The sequence below is a fragment of the Amycolatopsis sp. NPDC088138 genome (assembly GCF_044741685.1).
Taxonomy (GTDB): Bacteria; Actinomycetota; Actinomycetes; order Mycobacteriales; family Pseudonocardiaceae; genus Amycolatopsis.
The window spans coordinates 658,942-678,138 of record NZ_JBIUTB010000003.1 but is presented as its reverse complement, the minus strand read 5'-3'; the positions used below and the strand labels follow the sequence as shown (position 1 = coordinate 678,138).

General features: G+C 70.5%; 15 protein-coding genes. 8 read left to right on the top strand and 7 right to left on the bottom strand.

Going from position 1 to position 19,197, the window contains the following annotated elements:
- The first annotated feature begins 28 nt into the window (after positions 1-28).
- From asnB to ACIOD2_RS18180, 8 genes are all read left to right on the top strand, one after another.
- The gene (asnB, locus tag ACIOD2_RS18215) at positions 29-1,933 is read left to right on the top strand and encodes an asparagine synthase (glutamine-hydrolyzing) (protein WP_400539188.1); all 1,905 of its coding nucleotides are present in this window, start codon (positions 29-31) and stop codon (positions 1,931-1,933) included.
- The gene (locus tag ACIOD2_RS18210) at positions 1,930-4,113 is read left to right on the top strand and encodes a bi-domain-containing oxidoreductase (protein WP_400539186.1); all 2,184 of its coding nucleotides are present in this window, start codon (positions 1,930-1,932) and stop codon (positions 4,111-4,113) included. Before asnB ends, ACIOD2_RS18210 begins: the two co-directional genes overlap by 4 nt.
- Positions 4,110-6,050, top strand: coding sequence for an alginate lyase family protein (locus ACIOD2_RS18205; RefSeq protein ID WP_400539184.1), 1,941 nt, complete (start codon positions 4,110-4,112; stop codon positions 6,048-6,050). Before ACIOD2_RS18210 ends, ACIOD2_RS18205 begins: the two co-directional genes overlap by 4 nt.
- 9 nt (positions 6,051-6,059) lie before the next feature.
- Positions 6,060-7,583: a right-handed parallel beta-helix repeat-containing protein gene (locus ACIOD2_RS18200; RefSeq protein ID WP_400539182.1), complete on the top strand. Its 1,524-nt coding sequence runs from the start codon at positions 6,060-6,062 to the stop codon at positions 7,581-7,583.
- A gap of 1 nt (position 7,584) precedes the next feature.
- Positions 7,585-8,856 (top strand): O-antigen ligase domain-containing protein, encoded by a 1,272-nt coding sequence (locus tag ACIOD2_RS18195; RefSeq protein WP_400539180.1) that lies wholly within the window; start codon positions 7,585-7,587, stop codon positions 8,854-8,856.
- Positions 8,853-10,028 (top strand): glycosyltransferase family 4 protein, encoded by a 1,176-nt coding sequence (locus ACIOD2_RS18190; protein ID WP_400539178.1) that lies wholly within the window; start codon positions 8,853-8,855, stop codon positions 10,026-10,028. Before ACIOD2_RS18195 ends, ACIOD2_RS18190 begins: the two co-directional genes overlap by 4 nt.
- Positions 10,025-10,672 (top strand): phosphatase PAP2 family protein, encoded by a 648-nt coding sequence (locus ACIOD2_RS18185; protein ID WP_400539176.1) that lies wholly within the window; start codon positions 10,025-10,027, stop codon positions 10,670-10,672. Before ACIOD2_RS18190 ends, ACIOD2_RS18185 begins: the two co-directional genes overlap by 4 nt.
- 97 nt (positions 10,673-10,769) lie before the next feature.
- On the top strand, positions 10,770-11,384 hold the full coding sequence (locus ACIOD2_RS18180; protein WP_400539174.1) for a maleylpyruvate isomerase family mycothiol-dependent enzyme: 615 nt from the start codon (positions 10,770-10,772) through the stop codon (positions 11,382-11,384).
- Here ACIOD2_RS18180 and ACIOD2_RS18175 read toward each other — a convergent pair.
- The 7 genes from ACIOD2_RS18175 to ACIOD2_RS18145 form a co-directional block, all read right to left on the bottom strand.
- The gene (locus tag ACIOD2_RS18175) at positions 11,371-11,994 is read right to left on the bottom strand and encodes an HAD family hydrolase (protein ID WP_400539172.1); all 624 of its coding nucleotides are present in this window, start codon (positions 11,992-11,994) and stop codon (positions 11,371-11,373) included. The genes ACIOD2_RS18180 and ACIOD2_RS18175 overlap by 14 nt on opposite strands.
- A gap of 166 nt (positions 11,995-12,160) precedes the next feature.
- On the bottom strand, positions 12,161-13,642 hold the full coding sequence (locus ACIOD2_RS18170) for a right-handed parallel beta-helix repeat-containing protein (RefSeq protein WP_400539170.1): 1,482 nt from the start codon (positions 13,640-13,642) through the stop codon (positions 12,161-12,163).
- A 171-nt stretch (positions 13,643-13,813) separates the two neighbouring features.
- Complete coding sequence (locus tag ACIOD2_RS18165; protein WP_400539168.1) at positions 13,814-15,130, bottom strand: glutamate-1-semialdehyde 2,1-aminomutase; 1,317 nt, start codon at positions 15,128-15,130, stop codon at positions 13,814-13,816.
- Positions 15,131-15,135: 5 nt separating this feature from the next.
- Complete coding sequence (locus ACIOD2_RS18160) at positions 15,136-15,684, bottom strand: dTDP-4-dehydrorhamnose 3,5-epimerase family protein (RefSeq protein ID WP_400539167.1); 549 nt, start codon at positions 15,682-15,684, stop codon at positions 15,136-15,138.
- Positions 15,681-16,865, bottom strand: coding sequence for a polysaccharide pyruvyl transferase family protein (locus tag ACIOD2_RS18155; protein ID WP_400539166.1), 1,185 nt, complete (start codon positions 16,863-16,865; stop codon positions 15,681-15,683). The genes ACIOD2_RS18160 and ACIOD2_RS18155 overlap by 4 nt, the downstream gene beginning before the upstream one ends.
- A complete protein-coding gene (locus ACIOD2_RS18150; RefSeq protein ID WP_400539165.1) occupies positions 16,862-17,806 on the bottom strand; it encodes a glycosyltransferase family 2 protein in 945 nt (314 codons plus the stop codon). Before ACIOD2_RS18150 ends, ACIOD2_RS18155 begins: the two co-directional genes overlap by 4 nt.
- Before the next feature lie 7 nt (positions 17,807-17,813).
- Positions 17,814-19,196, bottom strand: a complete 1,383-nt coding sequence (locus tag ACIOD2_RS18145) for a hypothetical protein (RefSeq protein WP_400539164.1) — start codon at positions 19,194-19,196, stop codon at positions 17,814-17,816.
- Position 19,197 lies beyond the last annotated feature (1 nt).

Genomic DNA, 19,197 nt, shown 5'->3' with positions numbered 1-19,197 from the left:
CGCCGCGACGAAGGGGAACCCACTCGAGATGTGCGGCATCGCAGGCACCTACCTCTGGCCGGACGGCGGACCGCTGACCGACCGGCTGACGAAGACGCTGGCCCACCGCGGGCCGGACGGTTCCGGCCGCTACGACCACGGCGTCGGCGGCGGCGAAGTCCACTTGGGACACCGGCGCCTCTCGATCGTCGACCTGACCGAGACCGGCGCCCAGCCGATGGTCCTCGACGGCCTCGCGCTGAGCTACAACGGCGAGCTGTACAACGCACCGGAACTGCGGACCGAGCTGGAGGCCGCCGGCGTGCGCTTCCGCGGCACGTCCGACACCGAGGTGCTGCTGCAGGCGTGGCGGCGCTGGGGCACCGACTGCCTGCCGAAGCTGCGCGGGATGTTCGCCTTCGCGCTGTTCGAGGAGGGCACCGGCGAGCTGTTCCTGGTCCGCGACCAGCTGGGCATCAAGCCGCTCTTCTTCGTGCGGCGAAACGGCGGTGTCGCCTTCGCGTCCGAGCTGAAGGCGCTGGCCGGTGAGCTGGGCGGGTCGCTGCAGATCGACAACGCGGCGCTGGTCGCGTCGCTGCTCTACTACTGGGTGCCGGACAGCCGCTGCGCCTACCAGGGCGCGGAGAAGCTGCAGCCGGGCACGTGGCTGCGCTGCCGGCCGGACGGCCAGGTCGACCGCGGGCGCTACTGGTCGCTGCGGGAGGTCGCCGAGGAGGGCGCGGCCTTCGAGGGCGAGGTCGACCTGCACGAGGTGATCTCCGAGTCGACCGCCAAGCACCTGATCTCGGACGTCCCGGTCGCGACGTTCCTCTCGGGCGGGCTGGACTCCAGCTACCTGACGGCGCTGGCCGCGCGGTCGCGGCCGGGGATCTCCGCCTACACCATCGGGTTCCGCGCCGAGGACGCCAAGTTCGAGGCCATGCCGGACGACCTCAAGTACGCCCGGATCGTGGCGCAGCAGTTCGGCGTCGACCTGCACGAGATCGAGATCGCGCCGCAGGTGCTCGACCTGCTGCCGAAGATGACCTACCACCTCGACGAGCCGATCGGCGACCCGGCGGCGATCAACTCGTTCCTGATCTGCTCGGCCGCGCGGGACGCCGGCGTCAAGGTGATGCTGTCCGGCATGGGCGCCGACGAGCTGTTCGCCGGCTACCGCAAGCACCTCGCGAACCTGATCGCCCTGCGTTACCACAAGGTGCCGGGCGCGGTCCGGCGTCCGGTGGAGTCCCTGGTCGACCGGCTGCCGGTCGCGTCGGCCAAGCGCGGCTACCGCTCGGTGCGCTTCGCGAAGCGGTTCCTCTCCTTCGCCGGCCTGCCCGAGGAGACGGCGTTCCGGCGCAGCTACACGATGTACGACCAGGCGGAGCTGCTCGGCCTGCTCAACCCGGATCTCGCGCCGACGGTCGACGACGTCCTCACCGAGCACGCCGACACCTACAACGACCAGGCGCTCGACGACTTCGTCAACCGCATGTGCCTGGCCGACTCCCGGCTGTTCCTGCCCGGCCTGAACCTGACCTACACCGACCGCTCGACGATGGCCGCGTCCACCGAGGTGCGGACGCCGTTCGTCGACGTCGAGGTCGTCCGGGCGGCGTTCAGGATCCCGGGGGACAAGAAGATCGTCGGCCGCGCCGGCAAGGTGGCGCTGAAGAACGCGGCGCTGAACATCCTGCCCAGCGAGATCGTGCACCGGCCGAAGGGCCTGTTCAGCGCGCCGCTGCGGGCGTGGATGAGCCGCGACCTGGCGCCGCTGGTGCGGGAAGTCGTGAACGAGGGCGTGCTCGTCGAGTCCGGCTTCCTGCAGCGCGAGGCGCTGCAGCGGATGGTCGCCGAGGACGCCGCCGGCCAGGAGGACCGCGGCAAGCACCTCTGGCACATCTTGACCCTTGAGTACTGGTACCGGAATGCGATGGCGGGAGCGAAGTGAAGCAGGTCGTTCAGAACTACAAGAGTGGTGAACTGGCACTGCTCGAGGTGCCGGAGCCGGCGTGCAAGGCCGGCGGCGTGCTCGTCCGCACGGTGTACTCCCTGATCTCGACCGGCACCGAGATGATGAAGGTGTCCGAAGCGAGCCTGTCGCTGGTGGGCAAGGCGAGAGCCCGGCCGGACCAGGTCGCGAAGGTCGTCCAGAGCGTGGCGACCAACGGCCTCTCGGCGACCTACCGCAAGGTGACGTCCAAACTGGACTCATACACGCCCCTCGGTTACTCGTTGTGCGGCATCGTCGAGCAGGTCGGCGACGGCATCACCGACGTCGCGGTCGGCGATCTCGTGGCCTGCGCGGGCAACGAGCACGCGCTGCACGCCGAACTGAACTGGGTGCCCAAGAACCTCTACTCGCGCGTCCCGGCCGGGGTCGACCCGCGGCACGCCGCGTTCGGCACCGTCGGCTCGATCGCGATGCAGGGTGTCCGCCGCGGCGAGCCGCAGATCGGCGACGTCGCCCTGGTGATCGGGCTCGGCCTGATCGGCCAGCTCGTGGTGCAGCTGCTCGTGTCGTCCGGCGTGCGCGTGTTCGGTGTCGACCCCGACCCGGACCGCTGCAAGCTCGCCGAGAGCCTGGGCGCGCTGGTGTGCAGCCACCCGGGTTCCGGCGTGGTCGACACCGCCGTCGACGAGCTGACGCACGGCGCGGGCGTCGACCAGACCTACCTCGCCGCCGGCGGCAACACGAACGACCCGGTGGAGCTGGCCGCGAAGCTGTCGCGCGACCGCGGCCGCGTGATCGACATCGGCAAGTGCAAGCTCGACCTGCCGTGGAACGCCTACTACGAGAAGGAACTGGACGTCCGGTTCTCCCGCTCGTACGGCCCCGGCCGCTACGACCCGTCGTACGAGCTCGAAGGCCGCGACTACCCGATCGGCCAGGTCCGCTGGACCGAGCGCCGCAACCTCGAGTGCGTCATCGACCTGATCGACCGCGACCGCCTCGACGTCGAGCCGCTGATCACGCACGTCTCGGACTTCTCCGAGGCCGTCGAGACGTACAAGGCGCTCAACGACGGCGAGCTGAAGGCCGTCGCGGTGCTGTTCCGCTACCCGGACGCGGTCGCGAAGACCGAGCCGGTCGTGACGTCCGCGCGGGTCGGGCTCGTCGAGCACAAGGCCGCGCCGCGCCCGGCCGGGCAGCCGGTGCGCCTCGGCTTCATCGGCGCCGGCAACTACGCGTCGTCGATGCTGCTGCCGCACCTCGCCGAGCGCGAGGACGTCCACCTCGAGCACGTCGCGACGACGTCGGCGCTGTCCGGTGCCAACGCCCGGCGCAAGTTCGGCTTCGCCGAAGCATCCACCGACATCGACAACGTGCTCGGCGACGACTCGATCGACGCCGTCTTCGTCGTCACCCGCCACAGCTCGCACGCCGAGCTGACCCGCCAGGCGCTGCTCGCGGGCAAGACGGTGTTCGTCGAGAAGCCGCTCGCCCTGTCGGAAGCCGAGCTGCAGAAGGTGCTCGACGCGATCGAGGAGTCCGGCAACGACCGGTTGCAGGTCGGCTTCAACCGCCGGTTCGCGCCGCTGCTGCACGAGGCCCGCGGCCAGTTCGGCCCGCGTGTCGGCCCGGCGACGGTCCGGTACCTGGTCAACGCCGGCCGCCTCGACCACGGCAGCTGGTACAACCAGACCGCCACCGAGGGCTCGCGCTTCGCCGGTGAAGGCGGGCACTTCATCGACACCGTGAGCTGGCTGCTCGACGCCGACCCGGTCTCGGTGTACGCGACCGGCGGCACGGACCTGCAGGTCACCCTCGGCTACGGAGACGGCTCCACGGCGGTCATCACCTACGCCGAGAGCGGTTCGTCGGGCTTCCCGAAGGAGACCCTCGACGTCACCGCCGACGGCAAGGTCCTGAAGTTCGACGACTACGTCCGCGCCTCGGTGTACTCCCGCAAGAAGTGGGCCAGTTCGCGGATCCCGAAGGGCCGCGACAAGGGCCAGGCCGCCGAGGTCGACGCTTTCCTCGAAGCCGTGCGCACCGGTGGCCCGATGCCGATCTCGGTCGCCTCCCTGGCCGCGACGACGCTGGCCACGCTCGCCGCGCAGACCAGCGTCGCGAACTCGGCGCCGGTCCGGATCGAGCTCCCGCGGAAGGCGGGTGCCCCGGCATGATGGGTCCCGGCTGGTACCTGCGCCGGCTGTCCCGGATGGGGCCGGCGGAGGTCGTCGGCCGCGCTCGGCACGCCGTCGTCCAGCGGCAGTGGCGCTCGGCGCTGCCGACGCCGCCCGAGTGGCCGTCACACCCACGGTTCACCGCCCAGCTGCCGGACGGCGTTCTCGGCAAGGTCTCCGGCGAGGCCGTCACGCGGCTGCTGGCCACGGCCGACAGCCTGATGGCCGGCCGTGCCGAGTACTTCGGTGTCCTCCGCGAGGACATGGCCGACCCGGACTGGGCGCTCGACCCGAAGACCGGCCGCCGCGCGCCGCTGGACGTCTACGCCTTCGACGTGCCGTACCGGTCGGAGGACACGGTCGGCGACATCAAGCAGATCTGGGAACCGTCGCGGCACCAGCACCTCACCGTGCTGGCCGCGGCGTACGCCCTGACCGGCACCGAGGCCTACGCCGAGCGCGTCGCCGCACATCTGCGGTCCTGGTGGGCGGCGAACCCGCCCCTGCAGGGTCCGCACTGGGTGAGCGGCATCGAGCTGGGCATCCGGCTGCTGTCGTGGGTCTGGGTTCGCCGGCTGCTCGACGGCTGGGCCGGCGTCACGGCGTTGTTCGAGGAGAACCCGGACTTCCACCTGCAGCTGTGGTACCACCAGAACTGGCTGGCGACCCTGCACAGCCACGGTTCGTCGGCGAACAACCACGTCATCGCCGAGGACGCCGGGCTGCTGGCCGCGGCCTGCGCGTTCGGCTGGTTCCCGGAGTCGCCGCGCTGGAGGGCCGAGGCGACCCGCTCGCTGGACGTCCAGCTGGGCCGCAACACCTTCGACTCCGGGCTCAACGCCGAACTCGCGTCCGAGTACCACGGCCTGGTGCTGGAGCTGGGGCTCGCGGCGGCGCTCGAAGCCGACGCGGCGGGTACCCCGGTGCCGGACTCCACCTGGGACGTCCTGCTCCGGATGACCGACGCCCTGGCGTCCATTGTGGACAACCGGTTCCGGCCGCCGCGGCAGGGCGACGCCGACGACGGCTTCGGCCTGATCGTCGACGGCTCCGAGACCAGCCGCTGGGGGTCGCTGCTGGCCACCGGGGAAGCCCTGTTCGGCCGCCTCGACTGGTGGCCGGTGCCGGGCGACGACGTCCGCACCCCGCTGCTCGCCGCCCTCGCGGCCCGGACGCCGCGTGTCACCGGCGTCCGCCCCGGCCGGCGCCCCGCCCACCTGCGGGACGCCGGGATGACGATCCTGCGGTCGGGCAAGGTCTGGGCACGCTGCGACGGTGGCCCGCACGGTTTCCTGTCGATCGCCGCGCACGCCCACGCCGACGCCCTGTCGGTGGAGGTCCGCCACGACGGTGTCGACGTCCTCGCCGACCCGGGCACCTTCTGCTACCACGGCGAGCCGCAGTGGCGGTCGTACTTCCGGTCCACGCTCGGCCACAACACCCTCGAGCTGGGCAGAAGCGACCAGTCCGTGTCCGGCGGCCCGTTCCTCTGGACCCGGCACGCGGTGACGAAGGTGCTCGGCGTGCACACCCCGGACGACGGCGCGTCCCGCTGGTCGGCGGCCCACGACGGCTACGCGCCGGCCGTGCACCGCCGCACGGTGGAGCTCGACGGCGCCGTGCTGAAGATCGTCGACGAGGTGCTCGGCGACACCGGCCCGGCCGCGCGGCTGGCGTTCCACCTGGGCCCGGCCGTCACCGCCACGCTCGAGGGCAACGTCGCGCACCTGCGCTGGGCGGGCGACGGCCGTACCTTGGCCCCGGTGCACACCGCGGAGCTGGAACTGCCGCCCGAGCTGTCGTGGACGGCCCACCGGGGTGAGCTCGACCCGCCGCTCGGCTGGTACTCGGCGGGCTTCGGCCGCAAGGAACCCTCGACCACCCTGGTCGGCTCCGGCACCCCCGGACACCTGACCACCCTGCTCCGCTTCAGTTAGGACCCGCCCGTGACAGCCCGCCGTTCCCGACTCAGCCGTGCCGCTCCGCTGCTCGGCGTGCTGCTCACGCTCGCGGCGTGTTCCAGCAGCCCCGACACCGGCGGTCCGGCCCAGGCGACGTCGGCACCCAGCGGGTCGGTCGCGGCGGTCTGCGACAAGGAGCCGGCCGGCCCGACGGCGGCGCCGGCGGGTGCGGTGGTCGTCGACCCGGCGGTCCCGAACGACCTCGCCGTGAAGACCCGCGCGGCCGGCCCGGGCACGACGTTCTGGCTCAAGCCGGGCAAGCACGTCCTCGGCGACGACAAGTACGACCAGGTCTCCCCGAAGGACAACGACGTCTACGTCGGCGCGCCCGGCGCGATCCTCGACGGCCGGAAGATCAACCAGTACGCGTTCACCGGGCACGGGAACAACGTCAAGCTCACCTACCTGACCGTGCAAGGCTTCGCGGCGCCCCGCGACGAAGGCGTCGTCAACCACGACTCGGGCGACGGCTGGCTGATCGAGCACTCCACGATCCAGGACAACGACGGAGCCGGGCTGATGGCGGGCGCGCGCCAGCAGGTGCGCGGCAACTGCCTGCGCCGCAACGGCCAGTACGGGATCAACGCCTTCTCCGGCAGCACCCCGATCACCGCGCTGGTCGTCGAAGGCAACGAGATCGCCGGCAACAACACGGGCGACTGGGAAACGAAGATCGACGGCTGCGGCTGCACCGGCGGCGTCAAGTTCTGGGACGTCAACGGCGCCGACGTGCGCGGCAACTGGGTGCACGACAACCACGGCACCGGGCTGTGGGCCGACACCAACAACAACGACTTCCTCATCGAGGGCAACCTCATCGAGAACAACGACAGCGCCGCGATCATCTACGAGATCAGCTACAACGCGATCATCCGCGACAACACGATCCGGAAGAACAACTGGGTCGACGGCCACAAGTACGCCGACAAGGGTGACAACTTCCCGACGCCGGCGATCTACATCTCCGAGTCCGGCGGCGAGCCGCGGATCAAGGCGCGCACCGCGAAGATCGAGATCTCCCGCAACTACCTGGAGAACAACTGGTCCGGGATCACCCTGTGGGAGAACGCCGACCGGTACTGCAACAGCCCGGCCAACACCTCCTCCGGCGACTGCACCCGGCTGGTGCCCGACGTGAAGACGTGCGCGGCCCCGGCCATCACCACCGAGCCGCTGCTGAGCGACTGCCGCTGGAAGACCCAGCACGTCGACATCCACGACAACAAGTTCGTGCTGGACCCGGCCGTGGTCGGCTGCCAGGCCTCGTGCGGCCGGATGGCCCTGCTGTCGAACTTCGGCACCTACCCGGACTGGTCGCCCTACAAGGGTGACGTGGTCCAGGAGGCGATCACGTACAAGCAGGACAACCGCTGGCACGACAACAGCTACGCCGGGCCGTGGACGTTCATCCCCTACACCACCGACCGCGTCGTCGAGATCGGCGAGTGGGAAGGTTCGCCGTACTCGCAGGACACCGGAAGCACGTTCACCGCGCAGGGCGGGGGCTGACATGGCGACGCACACCGGAGTGGCGGCGGGGATCCGCGGCGAGGCCGTGACGGAGCCCGGATCGGCGACGCCGAAGTGGGCGGCGGTGGCGTGGGCCCTGCTGATCATCAACACGCTCGGCTCGACCGGCGCGAAGACGGTCATCCCGCTGCCGCGCTCGGTCAGCCAGCTGGTCACGATGGGCTCGCTGATGACGGCCTTCGTGATCGCGCTGGCGCTGAACAAGCACCTGCGGATCCGGCCGAGCGCGTACCTGCTGCTGCTGACGTTGCTGCTGCTGTCCAGCATCCTGGCCAGCGCCGACCTGGAGGAGGGCGCGGGCGCGCTCTTCCGGTGCTTCCGGCTGACCGTGTTCGTGTCGACGCTCTGGCTGCTGACCCGCTGGTGGGACGGCGGGTTCGCGTTGGTCCGCTCCCATATCCGGACGTACGGGGTCGTGCTGGCGTCGGTCGCGATCGGCCTGGTCGTCTCGCCGGGCAACGCGATGCCGGAGGAGTACGGCGGCCGGCTTTCGGGCGCGATCTGGCCGCTCACCCCGCCGCAGATCGGCCAGTATGCCGCGGTCATCGCGGGTCTCACGCTCCTTCTCTGGTTCGGCCGCCGCACGACGTGGCGCAGCGCGTTGGTCATCGTGGTGCCGGTGCTCGGGTTGCTGCTGCTCACGCACACCCGCACGGCGACGCTCGGCCTGATCGCCGGGCTCCTGGTGGCGTTCCTGTCGATGGCGCTGACCAGCGCCCGCGCCCGCAAGGTGTTCGCCTGGACGGCGGGCATCGGCGGGGTCGGCGGCATCGTGCTGGCCGGGGCGTTGCAGGCGTGGTTCCTCCGCGGCCAGAGCGCGGACAACTTCTCCAGCCTGACCGGCCGCGCGAAGGTGTGGGACGCGCTGCTCGAGGCCCCGCGGTCGACGTCGGAGTACATCTTCGGCGTCGGCCTCACGGACAAGTCCTACGACGGCCTCCCCATCGACAACAGCTGGCTCGCGATCTACCACGAGCAGGGGTTCGTCGGGATCGCTCTGGTTGCTGCGTTTCTCCTCACGTTGGTCGTGGTCGCGGTGCTGCGCCCACCGTCACTGGCTCGCGCGTGCGCGATCTTCTTGATCACCTACTGCATTTCGGCCTCCTACACCGAAGCCGGTCTCGGCGACGCGTCGCCGTACCTGCTGCACCTGGCGCTGGCGGCGTCGCTGCTGGTGCGGGGAACGCCGCAGACCGACGAAGAAGCATTCATCCCGTCGAAGGGGGCAAGCGTGCGAGGTGCAGGCGCGTGAAGGTGCTCGTGGTCCACAACCGATACCGGTCCGAGCAGCCGAGCGGCGAGAACAACGTCGTCGACGCCGAGGTGTCCCTGCTCGCCGAGGGCGGGCACAAGGTGTCGTTGTTCGAGCGCCGCAGCGACGACATCGCGCAGATGCCGTTGCCCCGCAAGGCGGCCGTCCCGCTGATGGTCCCGTGGAACCCGGCGGTCCGGAAGGAGCTCGCGGCCCGGCTGCGAGCCTCGCGCCCGGACGTCGTGCACATCCACAACACGTTCCCGCTGCTGTCGCCGTCGGTGGTCGCGGCCTGCGCGGACGCAGGCGTGCCCGCGGTCGCGACGCTGCACAACTACACGATGGTCTGCCCGCCGGGCACCCTGCACCGCGACGGCCACATCTGCACCGAATGCGTCGGCGGCTCACCGCTGCCCGCGGTGAAGCACGGCTGCTACCGCGGCTCGAGCGCCGCGACGCTGCCGATGGCGGCCGGCATGATCGCGAACCGCCGCCGGTGGTGGACGGGCGTCTCCCGGTTCTTCTGCATTTCGGCAGCCCAACGTGACCTCCTGGTGTCGGCCGGCATGCCCGGCGAGCGGATGGCGGTGAAGCACAACTTCGTCACCGACCCCGGCGTCCGCCGCACCGGCGACGGGACGCACGTGCTCTTCCTCGGCCGCATCACCGAGGAGAAGGGGGTCGGGCTCCTCATGCGGGCCTGGGACCGGCTCGGCGGCGCCCTGGGCGTGCCGCTGGTCATCGCGGGTACCGGCCCGATGCAGGACGAGGTCGCCGGCTGGGCGAACGGCCGCTCCGACGTCTCGTACGTGGGCCTGCAGAACAAGGCGGAGTGCCGCGCGTTGACGGCCGACGCCGTGGCGGTGGTGGCCCCCTCGACGTGGCTTGAGGCGTTCGGCCTCGTGGTCGTCGAGGCGATGGCCGCCGGGGTGCCGACGGTCGCGGCGGCCCACGGCGCGTTCCCCGAACTGGTCGAGGACGGCGTGACCGGCGTCCTGCACCAGCCGAACGACGCGGCCTCCCTCGCGGACCGGCTGCGCGAGGTGGTCGGCGACCGGAACCGGGAGATGGGCGACGCGGCCCGCGTCCGGTACGAGAAGGACTTCACCCCGGAGGTCGGGCTGGACCGGCTGATCTCCGGGTACCAGGCGGCGATCGAGGCGCACGGGTGAGGGAGCTCGTCCGGACCGCGCCCGTGGCCCTGCCGGCCACGTTGCGCACCCCGCTGGCGATGACGGGCGCGCTCGCGACGGCGGTGCTCGTCGCGCTCGGCATCCTCCACTTCCACGATTCCGGCCTGACCGGGATCGACGCGGCCGTGCTGCCGTCGGTCGACGGCGTCCGGCCGCCGTGGCGGTACGTGGCGCTGGTCTTCGACTTCGGCGGCGAGCCGGTCGGGTCGACGATCCTGGTGGCGCTGATCGCCCTGGCCGGGTTCCTGGCCCACCGGGTCCGGATCGCGGTGCTGACCGTGGTCGGTGTCCTGGCCACGGTCGCGGTGACGACGGTGCTCAAGCCGATCGTCGGCCGTACGATCCACGGCGAGTTCCTGTCCTACCCGAGCGGTCACACGGCCCTCGCGACGGCGCTCGCGCTCGTCATCGGCCTGCTGGTGGCCGACCGCCTGCACCTGGGCCGCGCGGCGGCGGTGACGCTGCTGCTCGTCTTGGCCGTGGTCGCCGGGCTCGCGATGGGCTGGGCCGAGGTGGCCCTGGGTGCGCATTACCCGACCGACGCGATCGGCGGTTTCTGCGCCGCGCTGGCGGTGGTCCCGGCGGCGGCCTGGGTCGTCGACCGCGTCGCGGAGCGTCTCTGACGAGAGCCCGGGCGTCCGGCTGGTCGGTTCCACGGGGGTGTCGGTCTTCGCTCGGACTGTTCGTCGGTGGGGTGACCGACTCGTGAAGGAGACCCCGATGATCCAGGACCTGATCGCCGCGGAACGCCGTGACCTGGCGGGAGTGCTCGACACCCTGTCCCCGGCCGCATGGGCGACGCCGACGTTGTGCGCGGGCTGGCGCGTGCCGGAGGTGGTCGCCCACATGACGATGCCGTTCCGGATGTCGGCCGGCCGGTTCGCCCGCGAGCTGCTGAAGTCCGCCGGGCGCTTCGACCACATGGCGAATCGTGTTGCCCGCCGCGAGGCGGCCGGACTGTCGCGTGAGGCGCTCATCGCCTCGCTGCGCGACAACGCCGAACACCCCTGGCGGCCGCCGGGCGGGGGAGCGGAGGGTGCGCTGAGCCACGACGTGATCCACGGCCTCGACATCACGACCGCTTTGAGTCTCGACCGGCACGTGCCCCTGGACCGCCTCGAACTGATCCTGAACAGCCTCAAGCCGAAACAGGTAAAGTACTTCGGCACCGACCTGACGGGCGTCTGCCTGCGCGCCGACGACCTCGACTGGTCGTACGGCACCGGCACGCCGCTCACCGGCGCGGCCCAGGATCTCTTGCTGGTGCTCTGCAACCGGCAGCTGCCCTCCGGGCGGCTGCGGGGAGAGCCGAGTTCTCGGTTCACCACGGTCTGAGCTCTCTTCGCAGCTGCTCCATTGTGGACAGCCTGGCCGCGCCGAACCGCAGCGCCTGCAGTCCCGCGGCGCGCGCGGCCATGACGTTCTCCGCGCGGTCGTCGATCAGGAGGATGCGGTCCGGCACCACGTCGAGCCGCCGGCACAGGCCGGTGAACGCTTCGGGATCGGGTTTGCGCACGCGGACATCGCCGCTGACGAACCAGTCGGTGATGTACTCGGCGAGGCCGAAACGTTCTCGCAGCAGCTTGGACCATTCGCTGACGTCGTTGCTGAGACAGGCGAGCCGCACGCCGGTGGTGTCGAGCTCGGCGAGCACCGTGACGACGCCGTCGGTGAGACGGTGGCCGCGGCAGTACTCGTCGTCCGGCGCGCCGGGTACGCCCGCCGCCGCCCAGAAGTCCGCGGAGGACATCTTGCCGAGGCTGCACGCGTGGTGGAGGTCGTCGATGTCGCGGCGTTCGAGCACGCATCCCTTGCCGCGCAGGAAAGGGACGAGCAGCTCGCCGACGTCGTCGGCGCACGAGTAGAGGACGCCCATGGCGTCGAACACCACGACGTCGATCGCGTCACGGCGGAGGGGTTCGGAGACGGGGCTCGGGGTGGCCATGTCTCCGACGGTACCGAACACCCGTGCGAACGCCATCGCTGAAACGGGTGATCTGTCGGTGTCCGGAATTTACCGGTCGCGACTTTTCCCTTGTGCGCCAAGGGAAAGCGTCACTGCTGGCGAGACTGCCGGAGAAAAGTGTCGGACCCCGCTGTCACAGTCCTGATCAGCAACCGGCGGACCCACCGTCGAACGAAGAACACGCGTCCTGCGAGTACGGGTCCGCCCGCCAGCCCGCAGGATCGACCGTCTTGGAGGTGTCATGCGCGACGAAGGTCCACGGCCCCGCGTAGGAGTTGTCGTGCCACCGGTTGTCCTGGTGGAACGTGATCGCTTCCTGGACCACGGTTCCCTTGTAGGGCGACCAGTCCGGAAACGTCCCGTAGTTCGACAGCAGGGCCATCCGCCCGCAGAGACTCGTGCACCCGAGCCGTGCGGGATCGAACCGGAAGGTGTTCCCGTGAACCTCCACGTGCTGCGTCTTCCAGCGGCAGTCGCCGTAGGCCGGCGCCTTCGCGATGGTGCCCGCCGAGCACGAAGACGGGGAAGCGACCTTCGTGCAGTAGCCCGAAGACGTGTTGGCCGGGCTGGTGCAGAAGCGGTCGGCGTTCTCCCACAGCGTGATCCCGGCCCAGTTGTCGGCGAACGTGTTCCCGCTGATGTCGATGGCGGACGTCCGCGCCGGGACTCGTGGCTCGCCGCCCGACTCCGACAGGTACACCGTCGCCACCGGGAAGTTGTCGCCGCGCGCCGCGAACGCGCGGCCCTGAACCAGGCTGTTGCCGCGGAAGGTGTTGCCGCGCAGCACCAGGTTGTAGCTCGTCTCGTAGAACAGTGCCTCGGCGTCGTTGGCCTCGAAGAGGTTGTCCTCGACGAGGAAGTCGTTGTTGTTCGTGTCGGCCCACAGGCCGGCGCCGTGGTTGCCGTGGACCCAGTTGCCGCGGACGTCGGCGCCGTTCACGGCCCAGAACTTGGCCCCGCCGCTGCAGCCGCAGCCCGGGACCTTGGTCTCCCAGTCGCCGGTGTTGTTGCCCGTGATCTCGTTGCCCTCCAGCACGAGCCCGGTGATGCCGTCGCCGGCCTGGTACGCGTTGAGCCCGTACTGGCCGTTGTTCCGCAGGCAGCTGTGCCGCACGACCTGCCGCGCGCCGGCCATCAGGGCGGCGCCGGCGTTGTCTTCGATGGTGGCGTTCTCGATGAGCCAGCCGTCACCGGAGTCGTGGTTGACCACGCCCTGGTCCTGCAGCGCCGCGAAGCCGCGGATCGTCAGGTTCCTGATCTCGACGTCACGGGCCCGCTGGGTGAACGCCGCGCGGTTGACGCCGCGGCCGTCGACGACCGCGCCCGGGGCGCCGAGGTAGACGTCACCGTCCTTCGGGGCGACCTGGCCGAACTCGTCGGTGCCGAGGGTGTGGGTGCCGGGGCGGAGCCAGAACGTGGTGCCGGGCGGGTTCGCCGCCGTCTTGGCCGAGAGGTCCCCGTCGACGCCCGGATCGACGGAGACCGCCCCGGAGGGCGCTTCTTCGTACGCCGCGGGCTGGTGATCGCACACCGGCCCTGGCTCGTCGGCACTCCTCGCGATCGCCGGGCAGGCCACGGCGATCAAGAGCGAGCAAGCACCAACGAAGAACGCACGAGATCTGCCCATGGCAGGACGCTACGCACGATCGGGCGGGAAAACAGTCACCCTGCAGTGTCCTCATCGGACCCAAGGAGTGAATCCGGCTCCCCGGGGCGGCGAACCGGCGTGCTTCCGTGGAAACGGAACCGCCCGGTTCCCGGTCGAGACCGGGAACCGGGCGGGTCGTGGCCCTTCGGGTCAGGCGTACTTGCGGAACACCGGCTGCACCGGCCGCCCGCCCGTCCACGGCGTGGGGTCGTTGGCGTCGAGTGCCTTGCGGTAGACCGTGCAGGCCTGGGCGACCACGTCGATCGTCTTGTCGATGTCCGCCTCGGTGAGCGCGGCACTGACCACGAAGGACGGGCCGAGCACCCCACCGGAGATCAGCTCGCGCAGGAACAGCGTCCGGTACGGCTGCGACGGCTTGCCTTCCTCGTCGAGCGTGCCGAAGACCATGTTGCTGGCCCGGCCGCGGACGACCACGTGGTCCTCGACGCCGATCCCGGCCGCGACTTCGCGGACGCCGGCGGCGAGCCGGTCGCCGAGGGCGTGCATGCGGCCGATGACGTCCTCGTCGCGGTAGACGTCCATGACGGCCATCGCGGCGGCGAGGGAGTGGGTTTCGGCGCCGTGGGTGGTCGAGAGCAGGAACACCCGTTCCCGGTCGCTACGCAGGCCGCCGATCTCCATCAGCTCCCGCTTGCCCGCGAGGGCGGAGACGGCGAAGCCGTTGCCGAGCGCCTTGCCGAACGTCGAAAGGTCCGGGGTGACGCCGTAGAGGCCCTGCGCACCGTGGGCGGACCAGCGGAAGCCGGTGATCATCTCGTCGAAGATGAGCACGACGCCGTGGCGCGTGGCGAGCTCCCGCAGGCCCTGCAGGTACCCCGGCGGCGGTTCGACCGCCGCGGCAGGCTCCAGGATCATGCACGCGATCTCGCCGTCGTGGCCCTGCAACAGCTCCTGCGCGGCCTGCAGGTCGCCGTACGGGAAGGACACCGTCTGCTCGGTCGTCTCGTCCGGGATGCCCGCGTTCATCGGCGTGGTACCGATGAACCAGTCGTCGGTCGAGAAGAAGGCGTGGTCGGCGCACTTCGCGACGAGCTTGCGCCCGGTCGCGGCGCGAGCCAGCCGCACCGCGGCCGAGGTGGCGTCGGAGCCGTTCTTGGTGAACTTCACCATGTCGGCCGTCGGGACGTTCTCGAGGAACCGCTCGGCGGCGTCGGCCTCGATGATCGACGGGCGGATGAAGTTGCTGCCCTTGTCCAGTTCGCCGCGGACGGCGTCGAGGACCCGGGGGTGGGCGTGGCCCAGGCTGACCGCTCTCAGCCCGGCGCCGTACTCGATGTACTCGTTGCCGTCGACGTCCCAGACGTGTCCGCCGCGGCCGTGGGAGATGACCGGGGCCATCTCGAAGGGATACTGGTCCGAGCCCTTGGCGTAAGTGTGCGCACCACCCGGGATGACCCGGTGCAGCCGCTCGTTCGCCGTCGTGGAGCGGGGCAAGTTCGTTCCCATGGGGGTCACCTCGTTGGTTTCAACGCCTCTCCGAGAGACGGCGCACGTTCGTCTCGGTCACTCACCAGTGTGACTGACAGTGGCCAGGAAATGTCCAATTCAGGGTCTTTGTACGAAATCGTAATGTCTTCGTTCGGGTTGTGCGCCCGATCGATACGGTACGAGACGTCGGAGGGATCGGTGAGTGACTGGAATCCGTGCGCGCACCCCGCGGGGATGTACACGGAAACCTGCGTCTCACCCGAAAGTTCGAACGTCTTGATATTTCGGAATGTCGGGGAATCCGGTCGGAGGTCCACCACGACGTCGAAGATCGCGCCGTGGGAACAGCGCACGAGCTTCGATTCGCCGGCCCCGCCGCGCAGGTGCATCCCGCGCACGACTCCCTTGCGGGAGCGGGAAAGACTGTCCTGGGCGAAGCCGTCCGGGTCGATCCCGGCCGACGCGACGACCTCGCGGTCGAAGGTGCGGCTGAAGAAGCCGCGCTCGTCGACGTGGGGTGCCGGTTCGAACAGGTACACGCCCTCGATTTCGGGTACCGGAATGGCCTTCATCGCCCACCCCCGAAGAGGGCCGCCGAAAGGGCGGCGAACTGGTCCTTGAGACGTTGCGCGTTCATCTCGTTCCGTTCCAGCAGCGTCTGGCGCAGTTCGGCCGAACGGTTCTCGAGTTCGGTGAACTGCTCGACGAGACGGTCGAAGTCGACGGTCTTCGCCCGCTGGGTGAAACCGCCGAGCCCCATCTCCGCCATGAGGACGTCGTTCTTCGGCGCGTACCCGATCGCCACGGTCGGTTTCGCGACCTTCAGGGCGCAGAGCACGTTGTGGTAGCGCGTCGCCACCACGCGGTCCACCGCGGCCATCTCGTGCATCAGCTCGTCCAGGGTCTCCGCCGAGGCCGCCGTCACCAGCGGGGAAGCGGTCTTCTCGATGATCTCGTCGACGACCTGCCGGTCGATCTGGTCGCCGATGAACAGCCGGACCGGTCTGTCCTGGTCAACGAGCCAAGCGACAAAACGGTGCATCGTGTCGACGTAGTGGCGGTAGATCCGGTCGGCTTCGGCGCGGTCGTCGTTGCCGCCGTAGTAGGCCATCACGCCGACGCCGACGGTGCCCGGCTTGCCGTCGCCGTCGGGTGTGGGGAGGGAGAACGCGAGGTCCGGGTACACCTGGTCGCGGCTGGTGTCGACGCCCATGGCGCGCATCGCGTCGCGGGAGATGTCGTCCCGGTAGGAGCGGTAGGCCGCGAGCCGGCCGACCCAGCGGACCAGCGTCCGGGTGGCCCGCGCGCTGATCTCGTTGGCGCCGACGCTGACCAGCGCCACCTTCGTCCCGAAGAGCTTTCCCGTGGCAGAGAGGAGGAACAGCGAATACGGAAAACCCCAGGGGCGCAACGGAAGCGTCGCTTCGAGGACGCCCATGCCGGGCACGATCACGACGTCCTGCTTGCGGACCCAGGCGGCCGTGCGGCCGATGTCGACCAGCTTGCCGAGTCCCTTGAGGACGATCGACCGGAGGCCGGACGCCGTCTCGTACTCGGACTGGTTCCAGTGCAGTGGCGTGGTGTCGAGGCCGTACCGCTCGCGGACGATCTCCGGGCCGCCCACCAGGGCACTCAGCACCGCGTCCGGGTATTCGGCGCGCAGGTAGCCGAGCACGGCCTCGAGGGAACCGTCGTTGCCGAGGTTCCCCGAGCCGAGCAGGCCGAACACGCCGACGCGTGGGGCACGCTTCACGCGAGCCTGCCTTCCCGGCCGGCGACGATCTCGTTGACGGTGGCGACGTCGGAGGCGGTCGGCGCGCGGTCCTCGACGCGCTCGCCGTGGCCGGAGCGCGCGCGGTCGGTCAGCCAGCTGCCGAGGTGCCGGAAGCACTCGCGCTTGTCGGCGCCCGAGATCGGGGCCCGCCGGATCAGGTCGGCGAACCCGACGATGTACTCGCCGACCAGGCGGACGGTGGGATTCCGGAGCCGGTCCGCGCGCCGCGGGTCGAGGTTGGCGCACCGGCTCCGGATGGTCGGGTTGGCCCGCTCCGCGCGGCCCGGGTGGTCGCGGCGGAAGTAGAGCAGCTCGGGTACCTGGTAGAAGGGGCCGTGGAGGGCCATCTCGGCCGAGTACGTGCGGTCGGCGTGGTGGTAGCTGTCGAGCGGCTTGACGCGGCGGAGGACGTCGGCGCGGATGACGCCGTAGAAGTCGTCGCCGCCGGGCTCGAACAGGATGCTGCGGAAGCGGTCCGGGGCGTGCCGGGAGCCGGTGTTCAGCGTGTACTGGAGCGGCTGGACGATGCGGCCGTCGCCGTCGATGATGGCCTGGTCGCAGTGGGCGAGGATGACGTCCGGGCGTTCGTCGAGCGCCTCGATGCAGCGCTTGAGGAGGTCGCGGGCGTAGAGGTCGTCGTGGGAGACCCACTTGAAGAGTTCGGTGCGGGACACGTCGAACACGAAGTTGTGGTTCGGCGTCGCGCCGATGTTCTTCGGCTGGCGGACGTAGCGGATCCGCGAGTCCTTCTCGGCGTAGCGGCGGCAGATCTCGTCGGTCGCGTCGGTGGACGCGTTGTCCGAGATGATCAGCTCGTAGTCCTCGTAGGTCTGGCCGAGCAGCGCGTCCAGTGACTCGGCGAGGTACTCCTCGCCGTTGTACACCGGAAGGCCGAGGCTCAGCCGCGGGACGGTGGTCATGGAGTCCTCATTCCTTGATCGGCTCTTGGATCGGGGCGAAGACCACGGTGGTTTCGTTGATCGTCTCCTTGATCGGCGCGAAGACGATCGTGGTCTCGTTGGCCCCGGCGTCGTCCAGGACCGGCGGCACGTACTCGCGGAGCCCGAGCCGCAGCTGCCACCACCAGACGACGGATCCGGTGAGCGTCGCGGTCGCGACGCCCCAGGCGGATCCGGCCGCGCCACCCAGGAAGGCTCCGGTGATGCCGAACGTGACGTAGAAGAGGGAGGCGATCAGCTGCGACCGCAGGCTCCGCGGGGCGGCACCGAGGGCACGGAGGCCGGCAGCGGCGCCGGTCGCGAAGCTCGCGCCGACCACGGCGAGGGTGACCGGCAGGATCAGCGGGGACGACGAGTCCCACACCGAGCCCATCACCCAGCGGCCGGCCGAGTCGGGGACCAGGAGCAGCAGCCCGAGGCCCCAGCACAGGGCGGCGCCGGCTTGGCCGCCGCCGAGGATCACGCAGAAGTGCTTCAGCCGGTGCGGCGCCCGCTGAAGCACCCGCGCGCCCTCGGCGACGGTGACCAGGGACAGCCCCATGAGCAGGGCCAGGAACGGGCCGAGCAGCTGCTCGGCGCCGCGGACCGCGCCGACGGCCGTGATGCCGGCGATCGCGCCGAGGCCGTACGCGCGCAGCTGGGACGCGCCGCTGTTGCTGACGTTCTCGACGAGGTAGCGGACACTCAGGTCGCGTTGCTGCCGGAACCACCCCAGCGCTTCGCGGGGGTGCGGGAGGATGCCGGTCTGGAACCAGCCGAACAGGGCCGCGACCGCGCCGGAGATGCCCCAGGCCAGCACGAACGCGACGACGGTGTGGACCTGGGCGGCGATGAACAGCGCCGGCAGCAGGGCCACGCCCCAGACGCAGTCGTTGATGAACGCCTTCTTGCCCTCGCCCTTGGCGAAGAACGCGAAGCGCCAGGCGTCCTGCAGCAGCAGCCCGGGCAGCACCACGGCGAGCGCGACGAACGCGCTGCCCAGCGGACCGCCCGCGGCCCATCCGGCGACGAGGCTGATCACGCCGGTCACGCAGCCGACACCGATCGCGGTGCCGGACGCGCTCGCGACGCCGGAGCGCCAGCGGTCCTGCGAGACGGCGCTGAAGCGCACCATCAGCGGGTCGGTGGCCAGGCCGCGCGAGACGTTCAGCACCACGCCGTACGTCACCCAGGCGAGGCTGAAGATGCCGAAGGCGAACGTCCCGAGCGAACGGGCGACGTACAGGCCGACGGCGAAGTTGGTCAGGCTCGACACCGCCTGGTCGCCGAGTCCCCAGCTCAGCCGTCCGGCCATGGCGCGCACGGCGCCGTTCCGGAGCAGCGAGCCGGGGGCACGGCGATGGTTGGCCACG